Source organism: Nocardia sp. NPDC004718, assembly GCF_053601535.1.
In genome coordinates, this window is record NZ_JBSGCA010000001.1 from 308493 (window position 1) to 322614 (window position 14122).

Here is a 14122-nt window from a genome sequence, read left to right on the forward strand (position 1 = left end):
CGGAAGGTCCTTTCGTCCACGTGCGAAGTGGTCGACCGCGATACCCCGCGACTCGCGGTCACATCGCAAAACTACGGCGGGACGACGCGCGGAACCCGAGTAGCGGACTACCCGAAGATCCGACTTCCGGCGCGCCGCACCGGGATCGGACCACGGTGGCCGGCAACAATGTCCGAATACCGCTGAGTAGTGGGGCTTCAGGCCTCGGGCCGCACGTAGGGGTTCTTGACCGTCGGCGGCAGCAGGGCAATCGCCGAGATACGTTGCACGCCGCACACCTGCATCAGGTCTACCAGCGTCGAACGCACCTGCGCGAAGACGACGTGCGCCGAAAGGCCCGCACCGGCTACCAGTTCCGGGCGCGCGCCCTTCGCGACCGAGCGCAGTACGCGGGCCGCCTCGGCGCGGTCGGGTTGGTCGCCGGGGTCGGCCAGCATCATCCGGCGCACCACGTCGACGGCCTGGCCCAGTCGCTCCACCTCGTCGATCAAACCGGGGTCGAGGATTTCGTCGTCGCGCACCAGAGTCAGCGAGCGCCGCAACAGGACCCGGGTGTTGCGGATGGCGTTGTCCAGCGGATCCGCCGAGGCCCTGATGCGTTCGAGCCGGGGACGGGAGTTCCAGTACAACGGGGAGATCCGGCTGATCTCGCGGCCGCCTTCCAGGGTGGCGCGCAAGGAGTCGATCTGCGGCTGAGTGGCGCGCATCGCGGTGAGCGCGCGGTGCACCTTCTCCGGATCCTGTTCGAGCAGTCCGTCGGCGCATTCGGTGATCGATCTGCCCATCACGGCGAGGATGTCCCCGGCGAGCGTCCGCGCCCTGCGCACGGGATGCAGGGGGATCGCGGCGACCACCACCACGCCGACCAGACCGCCGACCAAGGCGTCGATCATGCGGGAGAGGCCACCGCCCGCCGAGGGCGGCAGCAACGTGGCGACCAGCACGGCGGAGCTCGCCGCCTGCACGGTGATGACCGGACCGCCGTCCAGGAACACCGCCGCGGCCATGGCGACCGCGACCACCAGCGCGATCTGCCATATGCCGGTGCCCGCGTGGGAGATGAACAGATCGCCGATGCCGATGCCGACCGCGACCCCGACCACCAGTTCCACCGAGCGACGCAGTCGCGCGCCGAAGGAGATGCCCATCGACACCACGGCGGCCGTCGGCGCGAAGAACGGCAGCGCGTGGCCGATGACGTGATGCGCGAGGAACCAGGCCAGCGCGGCGCCGACCGAACATTGGATGATCGGCAGCGCCGACCGGCGCAGCCGCGCCCACGAGGTGCGCAGTCTCCTCCTGCCGCTCGCGCGGGCCACGCCGAACCGGGACATCGGGTCGAACGCGCCCGTCACCCGGCCGCTACCTACCATCGAATCGCTACGCGTTGCTCCGATCACTACGACTCAGTCGAGGCCCAGCTCCGCGGCCGCCTGCGGGTCGCAGTCTTCCAGCAGGTCGAGGCAGCGAGCGTACTCGTCGGTCTCGCCGATCACCTTGGCGGCGCGGGCCAGCGCGCCGACGCTGCGCAGGAAGCCGCGATTGGGTTCGTGGCTCCACGGCACGGGACCGAAGCCCTTCCAGCCGTTGCGGCGCAGTAGATCGAGGCCGCGGTGGTAGCCGGTGCGGGCGAACGCGTACGCGGCCACGATGTCGTGGTTGACCGCCTCGTCCTGGGCTTCGCCACGAGACAGCGCCGCCTCGGCGAGGTGCGCCCAGGCGATCGATGCGGCCGGGTGCTCGGCCGCCACCCGCACCGGATCGGCGCCGTCGAGGAGCGCGTCCTCGGCGTCGGAGATTTCTGGTAGCAATACCGGTTGCGGTCCGAGCAGGTCACCGAACGAGGTCATGCGGTTCATTGTGCACCGCACGACGGTTTGCTCGACAGGCGACCGCCTCGCCTCCACGCGTCACGGCGTAGGCCGAACACGGAGGTCAGGTGGCGGGTCGGCATTCGTTCGGCTCGACGTGGGCTGATGCCGGACCTCGCCGGGCCGCGCCCATTAGGCTGGCCGTCGAGTTCAAACAGTTCCGCTTAGCGAGGGGTGTGCGTGTCCGACCCGAACGACGAGAAGAGCACGGCGCGAGACAGCGCCGGACCGGCCGACGCTGCCGGGGCCGACGCACGCCCCGAGGCCGCCACCGAACGTATCCCCGCCTCGGGCAAGGGCGGTTCCGCTTCCTCGGCTGCCCCCACCGAGCGCATCGCCAAGGCGCAGCGACCGGGTGCGACGCCGTCCGGCGGCGCCGCAGCCGCCGCCTCGGATGCTTCCGCGGCGAGATCGAAGGCGGACGCGGGCACCGGTAGTCCAGCTCCTGGCGGCCAACCGAAACAGGCGCCCGGTGGCACTCCGGTCCCTGGGAAGGACGCGAACACCGCGGGCACGAAACCGGCCAACGGTCCAGCGAGCGGTACGAACTCACCGGCTACGAATCCAGCGGCTTCCAAATCGGGCGGCTCCGCACAGGCGGGTCCCGCGCCACAGGTTTCGACGCAGTCCGGAGCGTCTGGCGGCCCGAAGACGGCGGCCCCCGGCAACCAGGCGAATGCCGCCAACCGGCCCGCGCCCACGAACCCCCAGGCGGCCGGGACCTCGGCTGGATCCAACGCGGCCAGTGGGACCAGCGCCAAAAGCACACCTGCCGCCGGTCCCTCGGGCGCGGCGAAGGCTGCTGGGGCGGCGTCAGCAGGCGGCACCGGTAAGCCGAACCCTCCTGCTTCTTCCGCGCCGTCCCCGGCGGGGCAACCAGTCGCGAAACCACCTGCGGGGCAAGTCGCAGCCAGCCGGAACACACCGCAACCCTCCGGCCCGGCCGCTTCGAACCCGCCCGGCACCAAAGGCACAGCCCCTTCCGGACCAGCGAACACCCCGGCAGGGAAAATCGGCGGCACACCAGCACCCAATGGCCCGGCGGCATCGAACCTGCCCGGCACCAGAGGCACAGCCCCTTCCGGACAGGCGAACATCCCGGGGAAAACCGGCAGCACACCAACGCCCTCCGGCCCGGCCGCCGCATCGAATGCGCCCGGCACCAAAGGCACAGCCCCTTCCGGACCAGCGAACACCCCGGCAGGGAAAATCGGCGGCACACCAGCACCCAATGGCCCCGCCGCATCGAACCCGCCCGGCACCAGAGGCACAGCCCCTTCCGGACAGGCGAACATCCCGGGGAAAACCGGCAGCACACAAACGCCCTCCGGCCCGGCCGCCGCATCGAATGCGCCCGGCACCAAGGGCACTGCCCCTTCCGGACCGGTGAACACCCCGGGGAAAACCGGCAGCACACCAACGCCCTCCGCCCCGGCCGCCGCATCGAATGCGCCCGGCACCAAAGGCACTGCCCCTTCCGGACCGGCGAACACCCGAGGGAAAACCGGCAGCACACCAACGCCCTCCGCCCCGACCGCATCGAACGCGCCCGGCACCAAAGGCACAGCTCGTCCCGGACCGGCGAACAGCCCGGCAGGGAAGGTGGGCGGCGCACCGGCACCCTCCGGGCCAGGCACGTCCAGCCCCCGCCCAGCATCGGGCACCGATGCGGAAACGGCCGCGCCCGAGCGCGGGTCCGCGCCGGAGACCGGCGGTAGCGCCTCGAAGCCTGGTTCCGCTCCGGATCAGTCGCGCACCGTGGTGATCAAACGGGATCAGCTTCCGTCCGGTGCGGCCGCCGCGAGTGGGTCCGCATCGAAAGACACAGCGGCGCAGCCGGATCGACCAGCGACGGACAAGGCACCCGCCTCCGGAGCGAAGGCACGACCGGCGGCCGACGCGGCCGCCTCGAAGAACGCGGCGACGGCCGAGACGACCCCGGGCACGCCACCCGAGACCGCCGGTGCCTCCACTCCGCCCGGTGGCAAGCCGGCCGCCGAGGCCGAGACCGCGGCGATCCCCGGGGGCGGCGAATCCGCGACCGTCGTGATACGCAAGCCGCAGCCGTCGGCCGGACCGGCTCCCGCGCCGGAGCGGACCGGTGAATCCGCCCCGGCCGAGGCGCAGAACCCGCCCGGTTCGGATGACGTGACGATGGCGATGCCGGTGGTCGGCCTGGACGACGCGAAGACCGTCGCGTTGCCCATCCAGCGCCCCGGCGACGGCGGCAGGCCGGGCACCGACCGCGTGGTCACTCCACCGGCGGGTCCGGTACCGGTCACCAAGCCGCCGAGCACGCCGCGTCCGGCTCCCGGTCCCAAACAGCCCGGCCCGCACGGCCCCGCCGCGCCGCCGCAGCACGGACCTGGCGTCGAGGACACCCGCCCGTCGCCGCAGCGTCCCGGCGGCAGACCGCGACAGGTGGCGACCGCGCCGTCCCCCGCGGACGTCCAGCAGACCGTGCCCGCGCAGTCGATGGGGGGGCCGCGTGCGCCGCAGACCCGGCCCGTCGCGCCGCCGCAACGGATCCCCCCTGCTTCGCGGGCCGCCGGTGCGACCGCCACCGGTCCCACCCGGCCCGATCGACGGCTGATCCTGCTCGGCGCGGCGGCCGTGGCGGTGATCGCGCTCATCGCGGTGATCGTGTCGCTTGTCACCATGTCCGGCGACGACTCCCCCGAGGCTCAGGTGCGCAGCGCCATCACCAGCTACACCGACGCGCTGAAGAGCGGCGATCTGGACGCGCTCCGCTCCACCACCTGCGGTCCGTTGCACGACTTCTATCAGGGCATTCCGAGCGACCAGTTCGCCGGCGTGCACAAGTTGTCGATGGAGCGCAAGAACATCCCGGTGGTGGACAGCATCGACGCCATCCGCATCACCGACGCCACCGCCATCGCGCAGGCCACGGTGTACACCGAGGCCGACCCGGCGAAGCGGTCCGCACGCACCTTCGACCTGCAGCGCACCGACGACGGATGGAAGGTCTGCGATCCGCCCTCCAGCAGCCAGTAACCACCTGGCAGCGTGATAGCCGACACGCATCGATGCCGGTCACGCACGTCACACTCACCTGGTCAATGGTCCGGTCCGGCAGTAGCATGGCCCGGATCATGAGCAGGGAGCAGACAATGGCGCGGCCGGATATCGATGTCGTCCCGGTGACGCCGATCGGACAGCGATTCCGGGTGCGTGACCACTACGAGGTCGGCCGGGAGAAGGTCCGGGAATTCGCCCGCGCGGTACAGAACCACCACGCGGCGCATCAGCACGAAGCCGACGCACGCGCGCTCGGGTATCCCGCGCTCATCGCGCCGCCGACCTTCGCCTCGGTGATCGGGATGACCGGGACCAGGGCGCTGCTCGACACGGTGCTCACCGAGTACGACCTCTCCCAGTTCCTGCAGACCGATCAGGTCTTCGAGATCTACCGGCCGCTCCTGGCCGGCGACCGGGTGCGCAGCGAGATCGTCATCGAATCGATCCGCCAGTTCGGCGACAACGACTTCATCTTGGTGCGCTTCACGCTGAGCAACCAGCACGGCGAGGTCGCCATCGTCGGGTCGACCACGATCGTCGCCCGCCGCGGAGCCGAGGTCGACGCCACGCTCGACGACATCGTCGAGAACGTCATGATGCACGGGCGCCCGGTCGACCTCCCGAGTGCCGACCGCGCGCACGACGACGTGCTGGTGTCGCTCGGCGTCAGCCCGTTGGTGGAGCCGGTCGAGCACGAGTCAACGCCCGTACACACGCTGCCCGCCTTCGACGAGCTCGCTCCTGGCGCTCAACTGCCCGACCGCGCGTTCCAGCTGACCCGCGGCGACCTGGCGAACTACGCGGGCGTGTCCGGCGACGCCAATCCGATCCACTTCAGCGACCACGCCGCACAGCTGGCCGGGCTGCCGACCGTGGTCGCGCACGGCATGCTGACCATGGGCTTGGCGGGTGACTACCTCACCTCGTGGCTGGGCGATCCCACCGCGATCCAGAAGTTCAGCGTGCGCTTCTCCGGCTTCGTTCCGGTCCCCGCCGACACGGCGGGCACGGTGGAGTTCACCGGCCGGATCAAGTCGCTGGACGCCGCCGCGCGCACCGCGACCATCCTGCTCGGCGGCTCCTCCGACGGACGCAAACTGTTCGGTCGCGCGCTCGCCGAGGTCCGGCTCCGCTGACCCGAGCGGCTCACTCGCCGACAACCGAGTGCATCAGATACACGTTGTAGTCACTCCAGGTCGACATGGTGAAGTAGAGATCCGGACCCGAAGACCACGGGTGGATGAACCCCCCGTACAGCTCCGGATAGCTCAGCGCCGACACCGTCGGCGTGCTCTCCGACCACACGCCCTGCGGTGCGTCCGCCTCGCGGACGACCAGCGCCGCCTTCGTCGTGTCCAGATAGCTCATCTGCCAGACCTCGCGGGCGGCGTCGTAGCGGACCGACAGTTCACCGACGGGGCCGTCCACGATCGGCGTGGCCGAGCCGAAGCCACCGACGGGGGTCCAGGCGCCATCCCGCCAATACTGGTAGGCGGTGGTGTTGAGCAGCTGGTCCTCGGGCACCCTGGCCAGGCCCACCGCGCCGAGGCGGGTGTTGGGCGTGCCGAACATGTAGACGTAACCCCCGTGCGGCACCATCGCGCTCACCTGGAAATTGGCCAGCCCGAAGATGTTGTCCCAGCGCGCGTGCGGGTCCTTCGTCCAGGTCTGGCCGTGATCGTCGGAGTAGGCGATGCCGCCGTAGTTGGTGAAGAACGTGCCGGGCAGGCTGTTCCAGGTCCGAATGGACATGTAGCTCAGATACTGTCGCTCGCCCAGCGCGAAACCCGAGGTGGGAATGGTGGTGACCTCGACGTTGTCGAGTTTGCGGCTGGAGAGCACCTCGGCCGCGTGGCAGCGGTCGTCGGTCACCATCCGGTCGAAGGTCACCCCGTCGGCGAGATCGCGGTCGGTGCTGAAGGCGAGTACGTTGCTGCGCCAATCCAGCCCCATGCCGCCCGGCGGATGGAAGCCGCGCCCGACGGTGTCGCCGAACGCGGTCGCGATCTCGCCCGGTGCGCTCTCCCACATGATGCCGAGGTCGGTGCCGTCCACCTGCCAGCGTTTGTCGGTGCGGTTCACCGAGTTCGCGCCGGTCAGCTTCGCCACCTCGCGAGCTGGACCGACCCGAGGCGCGGGGCGAGCCGGTGACTGCGCCGCAGGCTCGACCGGCGGCCGCACCGGCGCGGGTGGCGGGGGCACCTGGCCGGGGTCCGGACCGGGGCCGGGGATCGCGAAGTGGAACGGTTTGGGACTGAGCAGGACTTCGGGGATCCCGAGCTGTCCGGCGAGACTCGGTGGTGCGCCGGGCAGATCGGTGAGATCCGGGCAGGGATTCGCGCAGGGATCCGGCGGGAGCTCCATCCGCGTTCGCTTCGGCGCGGATTCCGGCAGCTGTGGCGGGAGCACGGTGATCACCGGATAGGGAATCGGCACCTCCAGCGTTTTCGGCACCAAAGGCTCATGGGTCGCCACCGGGTCGGTCGCGCACGGACCCACTCCCGCGAGTGGGCCCGCCGCTTCGGGCGCGGCGGCGGCAGGCCCGTCGGCGTAGACGAGCATTCCCGCGCCGACCACGATCGCACCGACCGCGGCGAGCATTCGCATCGCCATAGCAAACCCCTCGAAATCCACTGCGGACACGAATCTTGCGAAGACGAACCAGCGGAACGACCCTACCCCGTTCGCCTTTCGAAGGCCGTCAGAACGACACGCCCCGGCGCCGCCGCAAACTCCGCCGCAGCCGAGCAATCCACCGGCCCCGGACAATCCGCCGCCGCCGAACAACCTGCCACCGCAAGCGCCCCCGAGTCCCTACTACAAGAACTGCCCGGAGGTCCGCAACGCAAGTAAGGCCCCACTGCGGCGTGGACAGCCGGGTTACGCCCCCCACCTGGACCGGGACAACGACGGAATCGCTTGCGAGTGAGGCGCACCGGACGATCCTGGAGCAGGATGGAGACGTGACCAAGTCAGTTCTCCGCGTCGCACCCGCGATCGGGGCGGCGCTGCTGGCGGCCGGAGCGTGCGCGCTCGTGCCGTCGGCGGCGTCCGCCGTCCCGCCCCCGGCCGTCGCGATCGCCGGACCGCACGACGACCATCCGATCCCGCACAACCGGACCGGGCCGAAGGGGGACAGCGAGCGACCCGAGGAACCCGCCGAGCGGTCGCCGAAGATCTACACCGACTGCGACCAGGTGCGCGCCGAGGGTGTCGGGCCGCTGTACCGCGGGCAGCCCGGCTTCAACGCCCAGCTGGACCGGGACGGCGACGGGATCGCCTGCGACTAGTGCAGCGCCTGGAAGGTCAGGATCGTCGCGCCGATCCGGATCAGGTCGCCGTCGGCGAGCAGCACGCCGCTGTCGATCGCGTCGTCGTTGACGTAGACGCCGTTGGCCGAATGCAGATCCTTGATGAGCAGACCGGAGCGACTAGGCAGGATGTGCGCGTGGTAGCGGCTGGCCCGCGGGTCCTCCAGCACCAAGTCGTTGTCGGTCATCCGCCCGATACGCAGGCCGCCCTGCGCGATCGCAACCACGCGACCGTCCGGCATCCGCAGCTGACCGCTGCGCACCGCACGCGGCACCTCGGTGACCGTCTCGGTCATCGCCGCGGCCAGGCGCTCGACCTGCCGGAGTTCGACCGTGCTCAGCGGCTCCTGCCGCAGCACGCGCTGCTCCAGGTCGATCAGCACCGGCCCCGGGTCGATGCCGAGCTCGTCGGCGAGCACGCCGCGCACCTTCCGGCACGCCTCCAGCGCGTCCGCCTGCCGGCCGGACAGATACAGCGCGGTGATCAACTGGCCCCACAGCGGTTCGCGCAACGGGTGCTCGTTGGTCATCGCCACCAGCTCGCCGATCACCGAGGAGGCTCGCCCGCAGGCGATCTCGGCGTCGATCCGGGCCGCCGCGGCCAGTAACCGCTCCTCGTCCATGGCGGTGGCGAACCCGTCGGCGAACTGCAATCCGGCCAGATCGGCCAGCGCCCGGCCGCTCCACTCGCGCAGCGCGGAGCCGAACAGCTGCGCCGCCCCGGCGTGATCACCCGCCTCGGCGGCACGGGTGCCCGCCTCCCGCGCCGCTTCGAAACGTCCCAGGTCGCACGCGGTCTCGTCGATCTCCAACCGATAGCCCGACGACTCGGTGCGCAGCACCGTCGCCGGGTCCACCCCGGAATTACGCAGCGCCTTGCGGATGTTGGAGACGAAGACCTGCAGGCTGGCGGCATAGGCGTCGGGCGGTTCCTCGTTCCACACCAGATCGGCGAGCGCGGCCGACGACACCGCGCGTCGCCGGTTCACCGTGAGCGCGGCGAGCAGAGCTCGCGGTTTGGGCCCGCCGACGGCCACCGGTTCACCACCGACGAGCAGCCGCACGGGCCCGAGCACGCGCACATCCAAACTCATGTGCACCAAGCCCCTGACGGGTGTATCAGGGTCAGGCGCTGATCGAGCGTCCGGCCGAGTGCAGGTCGTTGCACGCCTCCACCACACGCGCCGACATCGACGCCTCGGCCTTCTTCAGGTAGCTGCGCGGGTCGTAGGCCTTCTTGTTGCCCACTTCGCCGTCGATCTTCAGCACGCCGTCGTAGTTGGCGAACATGTGCCCGGCGACCGGCCGGGTGAACGCGTACTGGGTGTCGGTGTCGACGTTCATCTTCACCACGCCGAAGCGCAGCGCGTCCTCGATCTCGGACTTCAGCGAGCCGGAACCGCCGTGGAAGACGAAGTCGAACGGATGCGCGTCGGCGCCGAGGCCGAGCTTGGCCGCCGCGACGCGCTGGCCCTCGGCGAGCACCTCAGGCTTGAGCACCACGTTGCCCGGCTTGTACACGCCGTGCACGTTGCCGAAGGTGGCGGCGAGCAGGTACTTGCCGTTCTCGCCCGCGCCGAGGGCGTTGATGGTCTTCTGGAAGTCCTCCGGCGAGGTGTAGAGCTTCTCGTTGATCTCGGCCTCGACGCCGTCCTCCTCACCGCCGACGACACCGATCTCGACTTCGAGAATGATGTTCGCCGCGTGAGTGGCCTTCAACAGCTCCTTGGCGATCTCGAGGTTCTCATCGATCGGAATCGCGGAACCATCCCACATGTGCGACTGGAACAGCGGGTTCTGGCCGGCGTTGACCCGCTCCTGGGAGATCGCCAGCAGTGGACGGACGAAAGTGTCCAGTTTGTCCTTCGGGCAGTGGTCGGTGTGCAGCGCGATGGTCACGTCGTATTTGGCCGCGACCACGTGCGCGAACTCGGCCAGCGCCACCGCGCCCGTGACCATGTCCTTCACACCCTGGCCGGAGGCGAATTCCGCGCCGCCGGTGGAGAACTGGATGATGCCGTCGCTGCCCGCGTCCGCGAAACCCTTGATGGCCGCGTTGATCGTCTCCGACGACGTGCAGTTGATGGCCGGGAATGCGAAGGAATTGGCTTTGGCCCGACCGAGCATCTCGGCGTAGACCTCCGGAGTCGCGATGGGCACTGTAAGACCTCCGTGTTGTGCGGCAAAGACCTATTTTGTCAGCCTTCACCCTAAGGCAGCGGTGTTTCGCCTGGTATGCAGGGAGGGAGTGGGCAGTTGACGCACCGGTAATTTTGCGCACAGCACGAGCTTTTTCAGGTGGAACCGGTACTGTGGGGCCGGTAATTTGCGCTGGCAGCTTCCGACGCGGTGGCAAGCGATGCAGGCCAGCCGTATCGGGACAGGAGGCCACGTGATTCTGCAGGCAGCGACAGAATCGGTGACGAGTAACCTCGCGTTGACCGAGTTGCTCGACCCGATGCACCTGCTCACGGAGACGTGGCTGAAGGACGCGGTGCTGCCGGCCATCCTGGTCATCGTCTTCATCGAGACCGGCTTGCTGTTCCCGATTTTGCCCGGCGACTCGCTGCTGTTCACCGGCGGTCTGCTCGCCGCGCAGCCGAACCCGCCGGTGTCGATCTGGGTGCTGGTGCCCGCCGTCGTCCTGGTCGCGTTCGCGGGAGACCAGTGCGCGTATTGGATCGGCCGGGCGATCGGGCCCGCGCTGTTCCACAAAGAGGACACCCGTTTCTTCAAGAAGCACTACGTGACGCAAACGCACGAGTTCTTCGAAAAGCACGGGCCGAAGACGATCATCCTGGCCCGCTTCGTGCCGATCGTGCGCACCTTCATGCCCGTGCTGGCCGGTGTCTCCAAGATGGACTACCGCAAGTTCGTCGCGTTCGACATCGTCGGCGCGCTGCTGTGGGGCGGCGGTATCACGGTGCTCGGCTACTTCCTGGGCAACGTCGCGTTCATCCGGGACCACGTCGAGGCGATCTTCTTGCTCATCGTCTTCGTATCGATCCTGCCCGGCATCAGCGCGGTGGCGAAGAAGCTGCTCGGCCGCAATGCGCAGGCGCAAGAGCTGGTCGAGGCGAAGCAGCCCGCCTCGACCAGCGAGTCCACCCGCTGAAGCCGGTGACGACGGAATCGTCGCCCCTAGCCGTGGGCAGTTTCGATCCGCTGCTGTCGGCGGGCCCCGCGCTCGTCTGGACGGTGGTGCTGACCTTCGTTTTCCTAGAGTGCGCGGTGATCCTCGGGCTGTTCTTGCCCGGTGACTCGATGCTCATCACCGCGGGCATCGTGATGGCGTCGCACGCCTCGGGTGAGACGCACGTCTGGGCGCTGTCGGTGGGCGCGATGGTCGCGGCCATCGCGGGTAATCAGGTCGGCTACGTCATCGGGCACCGCACCGGACGACACCTGGTGGCCAGGAAGAACGGCAGATACATCAACGTCCGCAACCTGCAACGCGTCGCGGAGCTGCTGCATCGGCACGGCTTCGTCGCGGTGCTGGTCGCCCGGTGGATCCCGTGGGTGCGCACCCTGTGCCCCTCGGTGGCGGGCGCCGCGCGGATGGACCACCGCAAGTTCACAGTCGCCAGCACGATCGGCGCGATCGTCTGGGCGCCGGTGCTGCTGCTCATCGGGTACTACGCGGGCAGCTTCCTGCAGCGCGTGGAATGGCTGATGCCGATCGTGATCGGCACGCTGGTGGTGGGCCTGATCGTCGGGACGGCGCTCGGCGTGCGGCACTACCGGCAGGAGATGTCGCAGCCCGCCGAGGACTTCGCGCTGGAAACGGCTCCGAGCGCCGTGCTGGAGCCCGAGGGCTGATCCTCGGTCACAGCCCAGCGGCGCTGACCTGGTAGGCCGCCTCCATGAGCAGCCAGCCGGACAACTGCACCGACATGTCGCGTCCCGGCACTTTCGACGAGGTGACCGAGCCGCCGGAGGTGAGGTAACCAGCTCCCGCGCTGCCGCCGGGCAGTCGCGCGGGCTTGCTCCAGTCGTGCCCGAACAGTGGCTCGCCCTCGACTTGGAGCCGGTTCGCCCACGCCGCCTCGGCGGACGCGGTGACGATAGCGGCGGCCGCGCGGCGGTCGGCGACCTGCTGGGCGTCCTCGCCGGGCAGCATCACCGCGACCAGCGCCAGGTATCGGGCCAGGATGCCGTTGAACAGGCCGCCGTCGCCGCCGCCACCACCGTCGACCACACCGTCGGTGGTCATGTGTTCCTCGACGGCCGCCAGCAGCCGGTGCACGCGTTCGGTGTGCCTGGGCTCGCCGGTCTGCACGGCGAGCTCGGTCTCCAGGCCGAGCGCCACACCCTGGCAGTAGCTGAACACGGGACGCTCGATCACGCCGGAGGGTAGGTGAATGCCGTCCAGGATCAACCCGGTCTCCGGATCGCGCAGGGTCGCGTCCAGCCAGTCGGACATCTCCTGAGCGCGTTGGACGCGCCCGAGGCGCAACAGCGCGATCGCGGCGGGACCGTTCGCGGGAGCGTTGAAGTAGTCCGAGCCGATGCGCCAGGGCAGGCCGCCGCCGACCTCCGGCTGCCAGCCGTCGTGCAGCTGCTTCTCCAGCGCGACCAGTGCACTGCGCACGTCGGTGCCCTGGGTGCGCTCGGCGCGTTCCAGCGCGATGGCGAGCCAGGCCATGTCGTCGTAGTAGCGGTTGGTCCAGCCGGTGATGTTGCGGATGCGGTGTGAGCGCGCCAGCGCGGCGATTCGCCTGCGGCGCAGCGGAGTCGGCGCCCGGTTCGCGGCGTCGGTGGCGCACTCGATCAGATGCGCCTGCCACCAGTAGTGCCACGCGCCGAAGATTCGCTCGCGCTTGGTCGCCGGCCAGCCGACCACACCGAGTTCGGTGCCCGGGAGCGCCCACAGCGCGCGCAGATGCCGGGAGATGATCGATGATTCGGCCATATCGGCCCGTTCGGACCACAGCGTCGCCGGCGCGACGGCCTCCCGGCCCGCCGGTGCCCGGCCGGTCGGCGGACGCGGTGCCGCGGAGCCCGTCTCGGCGTGCTCCACGCTCGGCACCTCGATATCGTCGCTCCGCGAGGTCATGGGTCAATGGTGCCAGGCCAGAACGCATTTATGCGCCCGATTTGTTACGAAAGCGATGTGCAATCGTGCCGGTGGGCTTCCGGGAGCGAAGATCGCCAGCTCAGACGATCGAGCGCGGGTCCGGAACTCACCATGCGTTCGCCGGATCGGCGTGTTGCCGGATCCAGGCGTGCATGGCGATCCCGGCGGCCACGCCCGCGTTGATGCTGCGGGTCGAGCCGAACTGCGCGATCGACACCGTCATCACGGCGGCCTGCTTGGCGTGGTCGGTGACACCGGGGCCTTCCTGACCGAACAGCAGCAGGCACGCGCGCGGCAGCGTGACCGTCTCCAGCGGCACCGAACCCGGCACGTTGTCGACGGCGACCACGGTCAGGCCCGCGCGCTCGCTGAACGCCAGCAGTTCGCCGATGTCGGCGTGGTGGCGGATGTGCTGGTAGCGATCGGTGACCATGGCGCCCCGGCGATTCCAGCGCCGACGCCCGACGATGTGCACGGCCGCGGCGGCGAAGGCGTTCGCCGTGCGGACCACCGTGCCGATGTTCGCGTCGTGCCCGAAGTTCTCGATCGCGACGTGGAACGGGTGCCTGCGCCGGTCGATGTCGGCCACGATGGCCTCGCGGCTCCAGTAGCGGTAGGCGTCGACCACGTTACGACGGTCGCCACCGGCCAGCAGCTCGGGATCGAGGCGCGGATCATCCGGCGGCGGCTCGGCGTGCTCGCTCGCCCACGGACCGACGCCGTTGGGGTGCTCGCCCCACTCCGTCGGGCCGGGTAGGTCCTGCTCCGCCGCGTCCGGCGCTGGGTGACTCACCCCCACGATGCTAATTCCGGGCACCGCGCCC

At 69.8% G+C, this 14122-nt stretch carries 14 protein-coding genes; 6 read left to right on the forward strand and 8 right to left on the reverse strand.

From position 1 onward, the window contains the following. Positions 1-197 precede the first annotated feature (197 nt). The 3 genes from ACWEH3_RS01640 to ACWEH3_RS01650 all read right to left on the reverse strand — a co-directional run bounded on the left by ACWEH3_RS01640 (position 198) and on the right by ACWEH3_RS01650 (position 2698). Positions 198-1334, reverse strand: a complete 1137-nt coding sequence (locus ACWEH3_RS01640; RefSeq protein ID WP_450015564.1) for an FUSC family protein — start codon at positions 1332-1334, stop codon at positions 198-200. Between the two features lie 72 nt (positions 1335-1406). Continuing rightward, complete coding sequence (locus tag ACWEH3_RS01645; RefSeq protein WP_450015326.1) at positions 1407-1850, reverse strand: DUF3151 domain-containing protein; 444 nt, start codon at positions 1848-1850, stop codon at positions 1407-1409. Between the two features lie 185 nt (positions 1851-2035). Then, a complete protein-coding gene (locus tag ACWEH3_RS01650) occupies positions 2036-2698 on the reverse strand; it encodes a hypothetical protein (protein WP_450015324.1) in 663 nt (220 codons plus the stop codon). Positions 2699-3629: 931 nt separating this feature from the next. Between ACWEH3_RS01650 and ACWEH3_RS01655 the strand changes: the two genes are divergently transcribed. Both ACWEH3_RS01655 and ACWEH3_RS01660 read left to right on the forward strand, forming a co-directional pair. Then, a complete protein-coding gene (locus ACWEH3_RS01655; RefSeq protein ID WP_450015322.1) occupies positions 3630-4886 on the forward strand; it encodes an Rv0361 family membrane protein in 1257 nt (418 codons plus the stop codon). A gap of 98 nt (positions 4887-4984) precedes the next feature. Further along, positions 4985-6046 carry a fused (3R)-hydroxyacyl-ACP dehydratase subunits HadA/HadB gene (locus ACWEH3_RS01660; RefSeq protein ID WP_450015320.1) on the forward strand — a complete coding sequence of 354 codons (1062 nt, stop codon included), beginning with the start codon at positions 4985-4987 and terminating at the stop codon, positions 6044-6046. Positions 6047-6056: 10 nt separating this feature from the next. Here the strand turns inward: ACWEH3_RS01660 and ACWEH3_RS01665 are convergent, their stop codons facing one another. Further along, complete coding sequence (locus ACWEH3_RS01665) at positions 6057-7523, reverse strand: DUF4185 domain-containing protein (RefSeq protein ID WP_450015318.1); 1467 nt, start codon at positions 7521-7523, stop codon at positions 6057-6059. Between the two features lie 175 nt (positions 7524-7698). Between ACWEH3_RS01665 and ACWEH3_RS01670 the strand changes: the two genes are divergently transcribed. Both ACWEH3_RS01670 and ACWEH3_RS01675 read left to right on the forward strand, forming a co-directional pair. Further along, positions 7699-7839, forward strand: coding sequence for an excalibur calcium-binding domain-containing protein (locus ACWEH3_RS01670; RefSeq protein WP_452358250.1), 141 nt, complete (start codon positions 7699-7701; stop codon positions 7837-7839). Between the two features lie 34 nt (positions 7840-7873). Further along, positions 7874-8200: an excalibur calcium-binding domain-containing protein gene (locus ACWEH3_RS01675; RefSeq protein WP_450015316.1), complete on the forward strand. Its 327-nt coding sequence runs from the start codon at positions 7874-7876 to the stop codon at positions 8198-8200. On the opposite strand, the gene ACWEH3_RS01680 is transcribed toward ACWEH3_RS01675, so the two are convergent. Together ACWEH3_RS01680 and fbaA are read right to left on the reverse strand one after the other, a co-directional pair. After that, positions 8197-9315, reverse strand: coding sequence for a BTAD domain-containing putative transcriptional regulator (locus ACWEH3_RS01680; RefSeq protein WP_450015314.1), 1119 nt, complete (start codon positions 9313-9315; stop codon positions 8197-8199). The two genes, ACWEH3_RS01675 and ACWEH3_RS01680, sit on opposite strands and share 4 nt — an antisense overlap. A 31-nt stretch (positions 9316-9346) precedes the next feature. Continuing rightward, positions 9347-10381 (reverse strand): class II fructose-bisphosphate aldolase, encoded by a 1035-nt coding sequence (gene fbaA, locus ACWEH3_RS01685; RefSeq protein ID WP_450015312.1) that lies wholly within the window; start codon positions 10379-10381, stop codon positions 9347-9349. A 298-nt stretch (positions 10382-10679) separates the two neighbouring features. Here fbaA and ACWEH3_RS01690 point away from each other — a divergent pair, with 298 nt between their 5' ends. Both ACWEH3_RS01690 and ACWEH3_RS01695 read left to right on the forward strand, forming a co-directional pair. Further along, positions 10680-11336: a DedA family protein gene (locus tag ACWEH3_RS01690; RefSeq protein WP_450015560.1), complete on the forward strand. Its 657-nt coding sequence runs from the start codon at positions 10680-10682 to the stop codon at positions 11334-11336. Between the two features lie 5 nt (positions 11337-11341). After that, positions 11342-12040, forward strand: coding sequence for a DedA family protein (locus ACWEH3_RS01695; protein ID WP_450015310.1), 699 nt, complete (start codon positions 11342-11344; stop codon positions 12038-12040). 7 nt (positions 12041-12047) lie between these two features. Here the strand turns inward: ACWEH3_RS01695 and ACWEH3_RS01700 are convergent, their stop codons facing one another. Together ACWEH3_RS01700 and ACWEH3_RS01705 are read right to left on the reverse strand one after the other, a co-directional pair. Further along, the gene (locus ACWEH3_RS01700) at positions 12048-13133 is read right to left on the reverse strand and encodes a glycoside hydrolase family 76 protein (protein ID WP_450015558.1); all 1086 of its coding nucleotides are present in this window, start codon (positions 13131-13133) and stop codon (positions 12048-12050) included. 271 nt (positions 13134-13404) lie between these two features. Further along, complete coding sequence (locus tag ACWEH3_RS01705) at positions 13405-14091, reverse strand: TrmH family RNA methyltransferase (protein ID WP_450015308.1); 687 nt, start codon at positions 14089-14091, stop codon at positions 13405-13407. Positions 14092-14122: the final 31 nt, after the last annotated feature.

What these genes read in the sequence shown, in the direction of transcription:
- ACWEH3_RS01690 (WP_450015560.1), top strand. Translation starts at nt 10,680, where the DNA reads ATGCACCTGCTCACGGAGACGTGGCTGAAGGACGCGGTGCTGCCGGCC.
- ACWEH3_RS01645 (WP_450015326.1), bottom strand. Translation starts at nt 1,850, where the DNA reads ATGACCTCGTTCGGTGACCTGCTCGGACCGCAACCGGTATTGCTACCA.
- ACWEH3_RS01640 (WP_450015564.1), bottom strand. Translation starts at nt 1,334, where the DNA reads ATGTCCCGGTTCGGCGTGGCCCGCGCGAGCGGCAGGAGGAGACTGCGC.
- ACWEH3_RS01700 (WP_450015558.1), bottom strand. Translation starts at nt 13,133, where the DNA reads ATGGCCGAATCATCGATCATCTCCCGGCATCTGCGCGCGCTGTGGGCG.
- ACWEH3_RS01680 (WP_450015314.1), bottom strand. Translation starts at nt 9,315, where the DNA reads ATGAGTTTGGATGTGCGCGTGCTCGGGCCCGTGCGGCTGCTCGTCGGT.
- ACWEH3_RS01660 (WP_450015320.1), top strand. Translation starts at nt 4,985, where the DNA reads ATGAGCAGGGAGCAGACAATGGCGCGGCCGGATATCGATGTCGTCCCG.
- ACWEH3_RS01665 (WP_450015318.1), bottom strand. Translation starts at nt 7,523, where the DNA reads ATGGCGATGCGAATGCTCGCCGCGGTCGGTGCGATCGTGGTCGGCGCG.